The sequence below is a fragment of the Ensifer canadensis genome, assembly GCF_017488845.2.
GTDB lineage: Bacteria > Pseudomonadota > Alphaproteobacteria > Rhizobiales > Rhizobiaceae > Ensifer > Ensifer canadensis.
Genome location: NZ_CP083370.1, coordinates 484315 through 499492, shown reverse-complemented (window position 1 = coordinate 499492; position 15178 = coordinate 484315). Strand labels below are relative to the sequence as shown.

At 61.8% G+C, this 15178-nt stretch carries 13 protein-coding genes; 6 read left to right on the top strand and 7 right to left on the bottom strand.

The features are described 5' to 3' along the window. Window positions 1-102 precede the first annotated feature (102 nt). The 6 genes from J3R84_RS02380 to J3R84_RS02355 all read right to left on the bottom strand — a co-directional run bounded on the left by J3R84_RS02380 (window position 103) and on the right by J3R84_RS02355 (window position 7704). Window positions 103-2004 (bottom strand): potassium transporter Kup, encoded by a 1902-nt coding sequence (locus J3R84_RS02380; protein ID WP_203527643.1) that lies wholly within the window; start codon window positions 2002-2004, stop codon window positions 103-105. 17 nt (window positions 2005-2021) lie between these two features. Then, entirely contained in the window at window positions 2022-2999 is a 978-nt protein-coding gene (locus tag J3R84_RS02375) for a magnesium transporter CorA family protein (protein ID WP_025426095.1), read from the bottom strand. A 423-nt stretch (window positions 3000-3422) separates the two neighbouring features. Continuing rightward, window positions 3423-4583: an iron-sulfur cluster carrier protein ApbC gene (gene apbC, locus J3R84_RS02370; protein ID WP_025426093.1), complete on the bottom strand. Its 1161-nt coding sequence runs from the start codon at window positions 4581-4583 to the stop codon at window positions 3423-3425. 449 nt (window positions 4584-5032) lie between these two features. Then, complete coding sequence (locus J3R84_RS02365) at window positions 5033-5788, bottom strand: helix-turn-helix transcriptional regulator (RefSeq protein WP_025426092.1); 756 nt, start codon at window positions 5786-5788, stop codon at window positions 5033-5035. 169 nt (window positions 5789-5957) lie between these two features. Next, window positions 5958-6698 carry a helix-turn-helix transcriptional regulator gene (locus J3R84_RS02360; protein ID WP_025426091.1) on the bottom strand — a complete coding sequence of 247 codons (741 nt, stop codon included), beginning with the start codon at window positions 6696-6698 and terminating at the stop codon, window positions 5958-5960. A gap of 193 nt (window positions 6699-6891) precedes the next feature. Further along, a complete protein-coding gene (locus J3R84_RS02355) occupies window positions 6892-7704 on the bottom strand; it encodes an IclR family transcriptional regulator (RefSeq protein WP_203527644.1) in 813 nt (270 codons plus the stop codon). A gap of 167 nt (window positions 7705-7871) precedes the next feature. Here J3R84_RS02355 and J3R84_RS02350 point away from each other — a divergent pair, with 167 nt between their 5' ends. The 5 genes from J3R84_RS02350 to J3R84_RS02330 all read left to right on the top strand — a co-directional run bounded on the left by J3R84_RS02350 (window position 7872) and on the right by J3R84_RS02330 (window position 13003). Further along, window positions 7872-8642 (top strand): SDR family NAD(P)-dependent oxidoreductase, encoded by a 771-nt coding sequence (locus J3R84_RS02350; RefSeq protein WP_057211578.1) that lies wholly within the window; start codon window positions 7872-7874, stop codon window positions 8640-8642. Beyond that, window positions 8639-9559, top strand: coding sequence for a 2-dehydro-3-deoxygalactonokinase (locus J3R84_RS02345; protein ID WP_025426088.1), 921 nt, complete (start codon window positions 8639-8641; stop codon window positions 9557-9559). Before J3R84_RS02350 ends, J3R84_RS02345 begins: the two co-directional genes overlap by 4 nt. Window positions 9560-9575: 16 nt before the next feature. Further along, window positions 9576-10211 (top strand): 2-dehydro-3-deoxy-6-phosphogalactonate aldolase, encoded by a 636-nt coding sequence (locus J3R84_RS02340; protein ID WP_025426087.1) that lies wholly within the window; start codon window positions 9576-9578, stop codon window positions 10209-10211. Then, entirely contained in the window at window positions 10211-11095 is an 885-nt protein-coding gene (locus tag J3R84_RS02335) for an SMP-30/gluconolactonase/LRE family protein (protein ID WP_025426086.1), read from the top strand. Before J3R84_RS02340 ends, J3R84_RS02335 begins: the two co-directional genes overlap by 1 nt. A 183-nt stretch (window positions 11096-11278) precedes the next feature. Then, complete coding sequence (locus tag J3R84_RS02330) at window positions 11279-13003, top strand: IlvD/Edd family dehydratase (RefSeq protein WP_025426085.1); 1725 nt, start codon at window positions 11279-11281, stop codon at window positions 13001-13003. 61 nt (window positions 13004-13064) lie between these two features. Here J3R84_RS02330 and J3R84_RS02325 read toward each other — a convergent pair whose 3' ends face one another. Beyond that, window positions 13065-14162 (bottom strand): hypothetical protein, encoded by a 1098-nt coding sequence (locus J3R84_RS02325; protein ID WP_057224783.1) that lies wholly within the window; start codon window positions 14160-14162, stop codon window positions 13065-13067. 365 nt (window positions 14163-14527) lie between these two features. Here J3R84_RS02325 and J3R84_RS02320 point away from each other — a divergent pair, with 365 nt between their 5' ends. Next, a complete protein-coding gene (locus J3R84_RS02320; RefSeq protein WP_025426083.1) occupies window positions 14528-15169 on the top strand; it encodes a PRC-barrel domain-containing protein in 642 nt (213 codons plus the stop codon). Window positions 15170-15178 lie beyond the last annotated feature (9 nt).

Below are 15178 nucleotides of genomic sequence, written 5' to 3'. Positions count from 1 at the left end.
TGAAAATGAAGCATTAACCTTGATGTTTGGTTAATGCGTCTTCACTGAAAGGCCGGAAGAGCGGGCCTTGCGGCCCGCCGGCCGTCTTTGCAGCCGGTATCGTCAGATGATGACGTGCGAGCCGAGTTCGACGACGCGGTTGGTCGGCAGGCGGAAGTAGTCGGAAGGGTCGATCGCGGCATTGGCGAGCGCGATGAACAGGCGGTCCTGCCAATGCGGCATGCCGGACTGGGCGTCCGGTACCAGCTTGCGCCGTCCGAGATAGAACGACGTCGACATGATGTCGAACTTCAGCCCCGACTTGCGGAAGAGCCCCAGCGCCTGCGAGACGTTTTGCGTCTCCATGAAACCGAAGCGCATTTCGAGCAGGGTGAAGCGTTCGGAAAGCGGCTGCACGCTGACGCGTTCGGCCTTTGGCACTTTCGGCGTATTGGCGGTGCGGATCGTCAGGATGAAATTCTGCTGATGCAGCACGTGATTGTGCTTGATGTTGTGCAGCAGGGCCGCGGGCGTCGATTCCGGGTCGCTCGTCAGGAACACCGCTGTGCCGGGCACCGAAACCGGCGCATGTTCGCTCTTGCGCTCGATCGACTTGACGAAGCTTGCCAGCGGAATGTCGATATGGCGGGTCTTGGCATGGAGAATTTCCGTGCCGCGTTTCCAGGTCCACATGATCACGATGAAGGTCGCGGCGATCAGCACCGGCACGTAGCCGCCGTCATGGATCTTCAGCATGTTGGCGCCGAGGAAGACGAATTCCAGCGCGAACAGCGGCAGCAGCACGGCGCCGGCCCAGAGCGCCGACCAGTTCCAGCGCGCACGCAGGAACTCGAAGGAGAGAACTGTCGTGACCACTATCGCGCCGGTGACCGAGATGCCATAGGCGGTGGCGAGCGATTCCGACGAGCCGAAGACGAAGACCAGCGCCATGACGCCGAACATCAGCAGCGTGTTGACGTTGGGCAGATAGATCTGCCCCGTGTGTGTCTCCGACGTGTGGAAGATCGCCATGCGCGGCAGGAAGCCGAGGTGGATCGCCTGCCGCGTCAATGAGAATGCGCCCGTTATCACCGCCTGGCTGGCAATGATCGTCGCGAACGTCGCCAGGATGACCACCGGCAGCAGCGCCCATTTCGGGAACATCAGGAAGAACGGGTCCGACATCGCCTCGGGGTTCTTCAGGATGAACGCGCCCTGGCCGAGATAGTTGAGCGTCAGCGCCGGAAAGACGACCAGGAACCATGCCCACTGGATGGGCCGGCGGCCGAAATGGCCAAGGTCCGCATAGAGCGCCTCTGCGCCGGTCACCGTCAGGAACACGGCGCCGAGCACGATGATGCCGACATAGCCCTCATTGAACATGAAGCTGACGGCATAATAAGGATTGAAAGCCTTGAAGATCGACAGGTCGTCGGAAATGTGGACAAGGCCGATGCCACCCATGACCAGGAACCAGACGAGCGTGATCGGGCCGAAGAAGTTGGAGACCGCGGCCGTGCCCTTGGACTGCACGGCAAACATCAAGAGCAGGATGACCACGGCAATGGGAACGACATAGTCCGACAGCGCCGGGGTCACGAGTTTCAAGCCCTCGACGGCCGAAAGCACTGACAGAGCCGGCGTGATCATCGCATCGCCGATGAACAGCGCGGCACCGGCAATGCCCATGAAGAACAGGATGGCCGTGTGGCCATTCCCCGTTTTCATCAGCAGCGCCAGCAGCGAGAGCGTGCCGCCCTCCCCCTGGTTGTCGGCGCGCAGCAGAAACAGCACATATTTGATCGTGACGATGATCGTCAGCGTCCAGATCATCAGCGAGATCAGGCCGATGATTTCGACATCGGTGACGCCGTCGTGGGACACCGGGCGCAGCGCTTCGCGAAACGCGTAGAGCGGGCTGGTGCCGATATCGCCATAGACGACGCCGATGGAGCCGAGGCCGAGGACGAGCAGCCGGCGCAGGTCTTTCGACCCTTGTGTGGAAGGGGCATGCGATTGGGTCATGCGTGTCCTACAGGCTGTTACAGCCAGCCTTTCCAGCGAAAGAAGAAAAACGGTATCACGGCGGATATCACCATGGCAGCCAGCGCCCAGGGATAGCCGAGCGGCCATTCGAGTTCCGGCATGACGCGAAAGTTCATGCCGTAGACGGAAGCGACCAGCGTCGGCGGCAACAATACCACCGAAGCGATCGAGAAAATCTTGATGATGGCATTCTGCTCGACATTGATGAGGCCGAGAGAGGCGTCGAGCAGGAAGGTGATGTTGCCGGAGATGAACGACGCATGTTCCGACAATGTCTGGATGTCGCGCGAGATCGAGCGGCAAAGTTCGCGGCTGTCCTTGTCCGCCTGGACCTCGGGAACGGTGTAGACGAAGGTCAACAGGCGCGAGAGCGACGCGAGGCTATCGCGGGTCTTGGCGACCAGCCGGTGATGGCCGGCGACATCGCGCAGGCGCGCTTCCAGAAAATGCGGCGGACGACGTTTGACGACTGCCTTGTCGCCAAAGACCTGCAGCGACAGATCGTCGATCTTGCCCACGGCCTGCTCGAGAATTTCGGCAGTGCGGTCGGCAATCGTTTCGAGCAACCGGGTCAGCATCACCACACCGTTCGGACAGCCGCCCGGAATCCGATGCATTGCCGCCTTGAAGAGGGCGAAGGCACGCGGTTCGGCGTAGCGAATGGTCACAAGACGCCCGCCATGCAGGATGAAGGCAACGTCGGTGAGATCGGGAATATCGGTTTCCGAACGATAGACCAGCGACGCCGTCATGAACACGGCATCGGCCTCGGTATAGAGCCGGCTCGACGGCTCGATGTCCTTCAGGTCGTCGCGTGTCGGGATCGAGATGCCCAGAAGCTTCTCCATCATCAGATCCTCGGCCTTGCTCGGCTCGACGAGGTCGACCCAAACGATATCTGGCCGCAGGGCAACGAGCTCATCCGCCACCGACAGGGTGACAGTCTCACCGTTGGAGCAATAGCCCGTGATCATTCAGGCGCCCTTCCCGCAGCTGCGGCCCTGGGCAGAGGTGCGAACCCGAGCGAAAGTGAGCAACCGCATCGGCGCCACAGTATTCCCACAATCGAATTCCATCGGATGAAGCGTTCCGCCAGTCAGGACAAAATCCTCAACTCGGTCGTCGCGGGAGGACAAGATCTCCAGCGAGAGGGCGCTAAGTTGGGCACCTTCGCAAGTGCGGCACGGCATATGGCGCAATACAGACGCAAAATCAATGCCCCCTCGATACATGACACAGGCGCCGTCTACTGTTCCGGCGTCACCCTACTGCATGTTTCGCCGAATCGAAATCGGGGCGCGGACAAAATTGTGCCGCTATTCCAGGGGGCTGCAGCAGGCGACCGCCAAGTCGGGCTGCCACCGCAACGATGGCGTCCGACGAAGCTGGATGAAGGCCTATTCGAAGACGATGCTCGGCATTGCACGGCTCTTGTCGTCGCGGGCAGCCAAAACCTCAGCCCAGACCTTGGTCGCGATGTCGCGATAGATGCGGGCGATCTCGCCGTCTGCATCGGAAACGACCAGAGGCGTGCCCGCATCGGATGTTTCGCGGATGCCCATGGTCAACGGCACTTCGCCGAGGAAGGGTACGCCGATGCGCTCGGCCTCCTTGCGCGCGCCGCCATGGCCGAAAATGTCGTAGCGCTTGCCGGTGTCCGGCGCGACGAAATAGCTCATGTTCTCGATGATGCCGAGCACCGGCACTTCAACCTTGCGGAACATCGCCAGCCCTTTTCGGGCATCGATGAGCGCCAGGTCCTGCGGCGTCGAGACGATCACCGCGCCGGCGAGTGGAACTTGCTGTGCCATGGTCAATTGCGCGTCGCCGGTGCCTGGCGGCATATCGACAACCAGCACATCGAGATCACCCCAGGCGACTTCGCGCAGCATCTGCAACAGCGCCGACTGGATCATCGGGCCGCGCCAGATCATCGCCACTTCCTCGTCAACGAGGAAGCCCATGGACATGACCTTGAGGCCGTAGTTTTCCATCGGGCGGATCATCCGGCCCTCGATCTGCTGCGGCCGGCCGGAAATCTTCAGGAGGCGCGGCATCGACGGGCCATAGATGTCGGCGTCGAGCAGGCCGACTTTCAGGCCGTTGGCCTTCAGCGCCAGCGCCAGATTGACCGATGTGGTGGATTTGCCGACGCCGCCCTTGCCGGAGGCGACGGCGATGATTGCGCCAACGCCGGGAATGCCTGCCTTGGCGGGCGCGCCGCCGGCCGGACGCTGGCCATGGGCATGACCGGCATGGGCGCCGGCCGGTTGCGGACGCTGTACCGGGGCTGCCGCTGGTGCTGCCTTGCGGTCGGCCGTCAGAGCGACCATCGCCGCGCTGATTCCCGGGATTTCCCGCACCACGCGCTCTGCGGCTGCGCGCATCGGCTCCAGTTCCTTGGCCCGATCGGCCGGAACGGTGATCGAGAAATAGGCCTTGCCATCCGAAATGAAGACATCCGACACGAGCCCAAGCTCGACGATGTTGCCTTCCATGTCCGGTCCGCGGACCGTTCGCAGCTTATCAAGAACCACGTCTCTGGTGACTTCCGGCATCGCGCCCTCTCATTCTCTGCTATCTCTTGGATAACGTTTGTTATCCCTTAGATAATCGAGGCAGGGCGCTTCGCCAATGCGACATAACGGAAAAAGCAGGGCCGCCACTCACCCTGGTGTCCGTACATCCGGAATCACAAGCGTGATCCAGGGATCACACGGGGTTGGGTGGCGGCCCTTTTTGTCGCGACCTTCTTGGGCGCTGTCTTGTTTTTAGTCCCCTCTGGACATGCATCTAGCAATGCAGGATGCGTGCCAGATTCGAGGAAGAACAAAAAAGCGAATATTTTCAGTGGATTAGATGCGGCGTTGGTTGCCCGAGACCCCGAGAGCATCTGCCCAGTTTATGGGCAATGGTCTCAAATCCGCACAGGATCGGTGCATCTTTCAGCTGTGACCCACGCGGAAGACGGGGCGAAAGGCTTCGGGCCCGTCGCGCCGAACGACGGCTAGCTGATGTAGCCCTTCTTCATCGCCTTGACGACGGCCTGCGTCCGGTTCACCGCGTCGAGCTTCTTGGTGACGTGGTTGAGGTAGTGGTTCACCGTGTGCTCGGAGAGGCCGAGAATGCCGGCAATCTCGGCGCTGGTCTTTCCCGCCGCCGTCCAGCTCAGGCACTGGATCTCGCGCTCGGACAGCGACGCACTGCTGTTCTTCCACACGGAACCGATCTCGGCCAACCGGTTGTAGACATGGATCGCGATCATCTGCAGTTCCATGATCACCGTCATCGGCAGTTCGGCTTCCGGCCCCATCAGGATGACGGCGCCACGGCCGCCTTCGGCGTCATGCACCGGGAAGTAGCTGGCCTGGAAGATGGCGTTCTCGCGCAGCATCGCAATGTATTCCCGGGCTGAATCGGGCTTGCCGCCCTCGCCTTCCCAGGCATCGAGCGTCACCTGGAACGGCGTCGTCGTTTCCCGCAGCCGCTTGACGCCGGTGCTGAAGCGCAGCATCGACAGGCTGTCATATTTGTTGAGCAGCTCTGCCGGCATATTGGAAATGACCGTGGTTGCCGCCAGGCGCTCGACATCAATGGAAGGGATCGAACAGATGAGAAAGGTTTTGAAGCCGAACATCTGCGTGATCCGCCGCATATAGCGGATGATGTCGAACTGGGTCTCCAGTTTTGCGATCTCGGACGCGAAATCACCGCCCCGGGGCAGATCTGCGTCAGTCGTCCCGGTGGTCATCGTATCCTGCATTCGCGCGTTCCATGGCATTCATCAACTATCAAATAGACCGACCTGCAGGCCAATGCCAACAGATGATCGAGATTCCCTGCCCTACGCGCCCAAAAGCCTGTGTATTTCCCTACAAGCGACCTGCGCCATGCCGCAGCATCCAGCTTTGATGTGCAGGATGTGCCAATTCTCAGTTGATCAAACCGGCACGCATGGCCTTGACGACCGTTTGCACGCGATTGACCGAATCCAGCTTTCGCGTCGCCCGGTTGAGATAGTGGTTCACCGTATACTCCGATAGCGCCAGGATGCGCGCCATCTCGCTCGTGGTCTTGCCGGCGGCGGCCCAGCGCAGGCATTCGACCTCGCGGCGCGACAGGCTTCCCGAGCCGCGTCGCCCGCGCTCACGCACCTCGGCCAGCTTGCTGAACAGAATACCGGCCCACAGATTGAGTTCCTGCATCTCGTCGTTCGACACCACAGGGCGGTCGCCGCCAAAGGCAATCGCAGCCCGGTGGCCGCCAGCGTCGTGCACCGGCAGATAGATGCCGCGCGGCATGCCCGCCTGCTCAAAGACGCAGATGGCCGCGTCGCCCTTGCCATCGGCGCGGCGGCGCGCCAGTTGATGGGCATCATAGGTAAACGGTATGGTGCTGCGGCGCAGACGCTGGATCACAGGGCTGCCATTGATCAGGCCAGCGCTGTCGTAGCCTTTCAGGAACTCGACCGGATAGGTCGTCATGATGGCGTTGTCCTCAAGGCTGTTACAGCCGGTATCCGGAACGGCGAGCACAAGGAAACCACGGAAGCCGTAGGCCTCCGCAACCTGGCCGATCACCCGTCTGATATCGTCCTCGCAACAAATCGGCCCCCTCACGGACCGTCCGTCAGGAAGCATCAATGACGCCATATTCGCGCTGAAATCTATCATCTTCCGCCCTTCTCCACATCCAGCTCCGGGGAGGAGCACGGCCGCTGACGCCGCATGAAGATCACGTCAAAATTTCTATCAATGTCATAATCAACTCTGTCCGCGGGAACCGCGAAGCGAGTCTGATATATTAACGTTATCGAGCTTGGAACACTACGTCCAGTCGAAGTTTCTAATTTACCGTAAAGTGAACTCAAGGTCCACCGCGGCCCGGACCGAGGCGAATCGCGGCCTCCTCCCCGATCGCCGCCGCCGCCGTCCGTACCGCCCCCGACCAGGCGGCCAGTTGCTCCATGCTCACCCGATAGGCCGGTCCCGTAACCGAGATTCCAGCCGTCAGATCGCTACCCGAAACACGGATCGGCGCAGCCACGCAACGGATCTCTATCTCATGTTCTTCCCGATCGAAAGCGCGTCCGTCGCGGCGAATGTCCGCAATCTCCGCCAGCAACGTTTCGGCCGAGCGATGCGTATGCGGGGTGAACGCGTGGAACGCCATTTTTGCAACAAGCCGCTCCAGTTCCGGTTGCGGCAACAGCGACAGCGCCGCCTTGCCGATGCCGGTGCAATAGACGGGAGAGGCCTTGCCGATCTGCGAACTCATGCGCACCGTCTGCCGGCTTTCGACCTTGTCGACATAGACGATCTCGGTTTCCCTGAGGATGCCGAGATGCACAGTCTCACCCGTCAACTCGTGCAGGCTGCGAAGATGCGGTTCAGCAACGTCGCGGAAGCGATTGCTGGACCAGGAGCGATAGGCAAGTGTGAGCAGGCGCAGGCCCGGCTCGTAGCAGAGATCGCGCCGCTGCACGAGCAGCCCTTCCTCGACGAGATGGCTGAGCAGCCGATGCAAGGTTCCGCGCGGCTGGCCGGATCGGGCAAGGATGTCGGTGAAACGCTGCGGCCCATCCGCCATCACAACGGCCTCAAGAACGGCCATGGCCTTGCCGAGCGTGCCGGTACCCGCCACCTCACCATCCTCAAACACTGCCAGGTCTTCGCTCATGTCGCTCGCATCATTCCGGTCCCATCAAGGTCCAAGGTCCGCCATCCTATCTTGACAAGATAACCGCCGTCGCCCGATAATTCCATATAATAAAATCACGTTCCACATATTGGAACAAAGAAACCTGCAAGCGTGCCGGGACGGCGCGAATGGGGAGTGCCCGACCGATGCCGTTGCCTGCGGCCCAATTTCACGACCTGAGGGATCGCTGTATCCTTGTCACCGGCGGTGGCGCCGGCATCGGTGCGGCACTCGTCGAAGGTTTCGTTCGTCAAGGGGCGCACGTCGCCTTCGTCGACATCGACGAGGCGGCAAGCCGGGAGCTCGCCGACAGGCTTTCTGTCGAGGCCGGATATAGGCCGCTCTTCATTCATGCCGACCTGCGCGATATCGAGGCATTGAGGACAGCCGCCGAAACGGCCGCGGCGACACTTGGCGCGATCCACGTGCTCGTCAACAATGCCGCACGCGACGACCGGCAGCCGCTCGAAAGCGTCACCGAAGAGAGCTGGGACGAAAGCCAGGCCGTCAATCTCAGGCACCTGTTCTTCATGAGCCAGGCGATAGCGCCGCATATGCGCCGGGCCGGCGGCGGATCGATCGTCAACTTCTCGTCGATCGCCTTCCTGCTCAACATGGCGGAAATCCCCGCCTATGCGACGGCCAAGGCGGGCATCATCGGATTGACGAAGTCGCTTGCCGGCAAGCTTGGCCCCGACAATATCCGCGTCAATGCGATCCTACCCGGCATGATCGTTACCGAGCGCCAAAAGAAACTCTGGCTCGACGAAACGGCGATTGCAGCGATGCTGGAGAAACAATGCCTGAAGCGAAGCCTGACCGCCGAGGACCTCGTCGGCCCATGCCTTTACCTGGCGTCCAACAGTTCCATGGGCATGACGGCCCAAACGATGATCATTGACGGAGGCGCACTTTGATGACCGCAGCCTATTATGCCGCAGTCGACTGGGGAACCACGAGCTTTCGGCTCTGGATCATTGCCGAAGACGGCGCGGTGCTTGCAGAGCGGCGCAGCGGCGAAGGCATGACCACGGCCGCCAAGACCGGCTTTTCAACCGTGCTGGAAGCACATCTGGCGGCGGTGGCCGCACCGACGCACCTGCCCGTCATCATCTGCGGCATGGCGGGCGCCAAGCAGGGCTGGCTGGAGGCCGGCTACCTCGATACGCCCGCCGTCCTCTCGAGAATTGCGGCAAGCGCCGTCGCGGTGCCCGATGTCGGCCGCGACATCCGCATTCTGCCGGGTCTTGCCCAGCGCGATCAGCAGCATCCCGACGTCATGCGTGGCGAAGAGACCCAGCTGCTCGGCGCTGCAGCCAGGCTTGGCGACGGCCGGCACCTCGTCTGCATGCCCGGAACCCACAGCAAATGGGTGCGGCTCGACGGCGGCAAGGTCACCGGTTTCTCGACCTTCATGACCGGCGAATTGTTCGACGTGATCGCCAGGCATTCCATTCTCAGCCATTCGGTCGCGGATGCGCAGGTTTTTTCCCGCGACCATCCCGCGTTCCTCGCCGCCGTCGCGGCGGCCTACGCCGACCCGGCGCTCGCCACCAACCTGCCGTTCGGCGTGCGGGCCGGGCAATTGCTGCACGGCACGACGGCGACGGACGCCAAGGCGACGCTGTCGGGTACGCTGATCGGGCTTGAGATCGCCGGCGCCCTGGCAGCGGCCGGAACCGTCGATAGCGTCTGCCTCGTCGCCTCCGGCTCTCTCGGTGCGCTCTATCGCGAAGCACTTGCAAGCCTCAATCTTAGCCCCCGGATCGTCGACGCCGACGAGGCCGTGCGCGCCGGCCTTTCGACTGCCGCACAGGCAATCTGGCCCCTCTGACCGAAAGACTGCTGATATGAACCGTATCCCCTTTCCGCCGATGAAATACCCGCTGGTCGCCATCCTGCGCGGCCTCAAGCCCGAGGAAACCGAAGGCGTCGTCGGCACGCTGATCGAGGCGGGCTTCACCGCGATCGAGATCCCGCTCAATTCGCCGGACCCGTTCCGGTCGATCGAAACCGCGGTAAAGATGGCGCCGCAGGGCTGCCTGATCGGCGCCGGCACGGTGCTGACGACCGCGCAGGTCGAACAGCTTGCCGATGTCGGCGGACGGCTGATGGTCAGCCCCAATGTCGAGCCGGCAGTGATCCGGCTGGCGGCGCAAAAGGGCATGGTGACCATGCCCGGCGTCTTCACCCCGACGGAGGCGCTCGCGGCCGCTGCGGCAGGCGCAACCGGCCTCAAATTCTTCCCGGCAAGCGTGCTCGGCCCTTCCGGGATCGCCGCGATCCGCACCGTGCTGCCGACCGATGTCGAAGTGGCAGCCGTCGGCGGCGTGTCGGAGGAGAATTTCGCCGACTATGCCAAGATCGGCATCAGAAGCTTCGGGCTCGGATCGAGCCTCTACAAGCCCGGAATGAGTGCCTCCGACGTCGGCAAGCGCGCCGTCGCGACAGTCAAGGCCTACGACGCCGTCTACGGAGCACGATGATGAGCGATAGTATTCCTTTTGCCGGCAGCATCCTTTGCGGAGCGACCTCGATCCTCGGGGAAGGCCCAACCTACGACCCCGGCAGCGGCACCGCCTGGTGGTTCAACATCAAGGGCCAGGAACTGCACGAACTGCACCTCGAAACCGGCCGCAAGGCCGTGCATGCGCTTCCGTTCCTCGGCAGCGTCCTTGCCGTCATCGATCCGCTCCGGCAACTGATCGTTTCCGACCAGGGGCTGTTCCTGAGAGATACGCAGACGGGCGCGTTCAGCCTCGTGACGACGCTGGAGGACAAGCCCGGCAACCGCTCGAACGACGGCCGCGTTCATGCGTCCGGTTCGCTGTGGATCGGCACCATGGGGCGCAGCGCCGAAAAGGGAGCGGGCGCGATCTATCACGTCGCCGGCACGCAGGTGACTAGGCTCTATGACCGGATCACCATTCCCAACAGCATCTGCTTTTCGCCTGACGGAACCGTTGCCTATTTCGTCGACACCGATGTCAACCACCTGATGCGCGTCGACATCGATGCCGAGACGGGATTGCCAACGGGCGAGCCCAGCCTGCTCGTCGACAGCAGCGGCGAGGCCGGCGGCATCGATGGCTCGGTCTGCGACGCCGACGGCTTGATCTGGAATGCCCGCTGGGGCAGCGGCACGGTCGACGTCTATAGGCCCGACGGCGTGCGTCTCACGCGCTATGCGATGCCGACGACGCAGCCGAGCTGCACGGCCTTCATCGGGGCGAAGGCCGACCGCATGCTGGTGACGTCGGCCTGGCAGGATCTGGACGAAGCGGCGCGCGCAGCTGATCCGCATGCCGGCAAGACCTTCGAACTCGGCGTCAGCGTCAACGGCCGGTTCGAGCCGTCCTTCCGCCTCTGATCGGAAACCCTACAGCACCGCGCGTCTTATTAGACGCGCAAAGGTCGCTGTAGCACTTTGAAGTGCTGCATGTTTTTTCCTTAAATCGAATGGGATTTTAAAGAAACATGCAGTAGCGAAGCGCCAATAAAAAGTCATACAATTCATCCACGCGATCAATCGCATGGTGAGGAGGAAGCTTGAATGAGCGACAAGAAGAAAGAACTGCGCAGTCGGCACTGGTATGGCGGCACCCACAAGGATGGTTTCATCCATCGCTCCTGGATGAAGAACCAGGGATTTCCGGACCATGTCTTCGACGGGCGCCCGATCATCGGCATCTGCAACACCTGGTCGGAACTGACCCCATGCAACAGCCACCTGCGCATTCTGGCTGAGGGCGTCAAGCGCGGCGTCTGGGAGGCCGGCGGCTTTCCGGTCGAGTTTCCGGTGTCCTCGCTTGGCGAAACGCAGATGCGGCCGACGGCGATGTTGTTTCGCAACCTGCTCGCCATGGACGTCGAGGAGGCAATCCGCGCCTATGGCATCGACGGCGTCGTGCTGCTTGGCGGCTGCGACAAGACGACACCCGGCCAGCTGATGGGCGCGGCTTCGGTGGACCTGCCGACGATCGTCGTTTCCTCCGGGCCGATGCTGAACGGCAAATGGAAGGGCAAGGACATCGGCTCCGGCACCGACGTCTGGAAATTTTCAGAAGCGGTGCGCGCCGGCGAGATGAGCGTTCAGGAGTTCATGGCGGCCGAGAGCGGCATGTCGCGTTCGCCCGGCGTCTGCATGACCATGGGCACGGCCACCACCATGGCGTCGATCGTCGAGGCGATGGGCCTGTCGCTGCCGATGAATGCCGCACTCCCCGCCGTCGATGCGCGCCGAATGGCGCTGTCGCACATGACGGGCAAGCGCATCGTCGAGATGGTGCATGAGGATCTGCGCCTGTCGAAGATCCTGACCAAGAAGAATTTCGAAAACGGGATCATTGCCAACGCCGCCGTCGGCGGATCGACCAATGCGGTCGTGCATATGCTGGCGATCGCCGGCCGTGCCGGCGTCGATCTCTGTCTCGAGGACTTCGACCGCGTCGGCGGTCAGGTGCCGTGCATCGTCAACTGCATGCCTTCAGGCAAGTATCTGATCGAGGATCTCGCCTATGCCGGCGGCCTGCCAGCCGTCATGAACCGCATCCAGCATCTGCTGCATGCGGATGCGCCAACGGTCTTCGGCATGCCGATCAGCCGATATTGGGAAGACGCCGAGGTCTTCAACGACGACGTCATCCGCCCACTCGACAATCCGCTGCGTGCGGCAGCCGGCATTCGCGTGCTCAAAGGCAACCTTGCGCCGAACGGCGCGGTCATCAAGCCGTCTGCCGCCAGCGAACATCTGCTGGCGCATGAGGGCCCGGCCTATGTCTTCGAGACGATCGAGGACCTGAAGGCCAAGATCGACGATCCGGATCTGCCGGTGACCGAAGACACCATCCTGGTGCTCAAGGGCTGCGGTCCCAAGGGGTATCCCGGCATGGCGGAAGTCGGCAACATGCCGATCCCGCGCCGGCTGGTCGAAAAGGGCGTGCGCGACATGGTGCGCGTTTCGGACGCCCGCATGTCGGGTACGGCGTTTGGAACCGTCGTGCTGCATGTCAGCCCGGAATCGAACGCCGGCGGGCCGTTGGCGATCGTCAGAACCGGTGACCGCATCCGGCTCGACGCGATGAAGGGCGAACTCAACCTGATGATCAGCGAGGAAGAGTTTGCAGCCCGCATGGCCGCCTGGCAGCCGCCGGAGCAGAAATGGACACGCGGCTACTACAAGCTCTATCAGGATACGGTGCTGCAGGCGGACAAGGGCGCCGACCTGGATTTCCTCGTTGGCGGAAGCGGCAGCGAGGTTCTGCGCGAAAGCCATTGAGGATAGCTGTTGCGCCAAGCGACACGGCAGTGGAACCCCGCCCCTTCGGCGGGGTTTTCGTTTATCCGGCCGTCGATCGGCGACCGACCAGCAACTCGGTGGCCGGCGCCAACGAGCGCAGCCGCGACCAGGTCTCATAGCCATAGATGGCGAGACCAACCGCAATGAAGAGTTCCTTGTATTCGGTCGGATCCCAGATGCGCACGAGTTCCTGCGCCTGCAGCACGAACAGTTCCTGGATCGCGACGATCAGGATCGCGCCGGCGGTGAGCACTGTGAATTCCCGCCATAAGCCGCCCCGCAGTGCGAGATCGGCGATCACCAGCAGGATGATTATCGTCATCATCACCATCATCTGGGTCGGCAGCATGCTCCAGTTGTCGCTGTTGAACGCCGCCATCGGTGCGCTTGCCGCCAACACCAAAACGCTCGGCGTGAATGCTTCGAACCGCCCGAGCGCGAAACCCTTGCGAAGGTAGAGCCAGACAAAGGGCGCTAACGTCAAAAGCACGAAGCTGCCGGTATAATAGAGCAGCTCGGTGAAACCGGTTGAGATGTTGTGCAGGTTCAGTTCCTGCTGCTTGTTGAGGCCCAGCAACGCGTCGGGCGTGGAAATGCCGAACACGCGTTGCATCCAGGATATCTCTTCCATGCCGACGATGAACAGAACAAGGCTGAAGGATGCCGCGGCACCGGCCGCCAGCCATGCGACGCGATCGGCCTCACCCCGCGCCGCGCGCAATTGACCCATGGCCGCCAGCGCGAAGAACACGCTTGAGGCAAAGATCAACAGGGCGGAAAGCCACTCGAAGATGTTGTCCTCGCGGGCCAGGGCGCTGAAGATCGCGGCATCGACGCTGAAAAGAAGGGCCGCCGCGGCTGCAAAGACCGGCATTGCGATGCAGATCCACAGTTCGCGGCGTGAGGCCATCCGAAGCGCGGGTGCGCCGAGCCAGGACGCATCGCGCGTGAACCCCTGAATAGCCGCAAGCGACAGACTGAGCGACACCCATGCATGCCAAAGATTGTAGGGTTCGATCTCAGGCATCCGCTCCGAAAAATAGCGCACGCCGAACAGGCTGCGCTCGATCCCGACAAGGCAGACCATCACCAAAACGGAAAGCAGGGAAACGGAGAGAAATCGCCGTGGCAGAAACATGGGGAACCGTCCAGATCAACAGGATGGAATATCCACGAAGAATGCTCCATCCCGTCTTCAGCAAGTATAGGCAAGAACACTCAATATTGTATGAATGTAAAGCAGAACTCAATAAACCACTAAAATACATAGCCGGAGTGATGACGCTCCGATATCTGCCGAAAGGTGAGCGACGACCACCGGCGATATTGATCTGCGACCATAGAAGTTTGGCGCATGACTGCCAGAATTCCGGCGCGATCAGTCGAATTTTTCTGGAACCGTTTCTGCCGCCAGGCGTTGCTTTGGTATCACCGGTGCGGTGGAAACCTGGCGACGATCAGGACCGCGCCTTGATCGACAACGTCAAGGAAAGGCAGTTTGAGATGACCAAGAAACTTGTATCTTCCGTTGCGGCCGGTGCGCTTATCGCGAGTGTTGCGTTCGCGCCGATGACCTTCGCTCAGGACGCCACCCAGCCTAAGCCGGCCGAGCCGCAGACGATGGAAATTCAGCCGGCTCCGGGTGCCGAAGCACCTGCAGACCAGGCGCAGACGACACCGCCGGCAACCACCGAAGCACCTGCTGTCACGGCCCAGTCTGACGGAACGTACCTGACCGAACAGGCCAGTGACCAGATCGCGACCAGCACCTATGTCGGCCAGACCGTCTATAATGCCGGCGACGAAAATGTCGGTGAGATTAACGACCTGATCATCAAGAAGGATGGCGGCGTTGTAGCTGCTGTGATCGGTGTCGGCGGCTTCCTGGGCCTCGGTGAGAAGAACGTTGCGGTCCCGTTCGATCGCATTCAGATCTCCGAACAGGCCAATACGGATGCCTTGAAGCTGACGACGACGGAAACCGCCGAAACCTTGAAGGCGGCTCCCGAGTTCAAGACCAAGGCGCAGCAGGTCGCCGAACAGCTCGCCAACCAGCCGGTTGACACGTCGACGACCTCCTCGACCACCGGAACGGCACCGGCTACCCCGATGCAGCCGGCACCGGCTGAGGGTACCCAGCAGTAAGCTGGATCG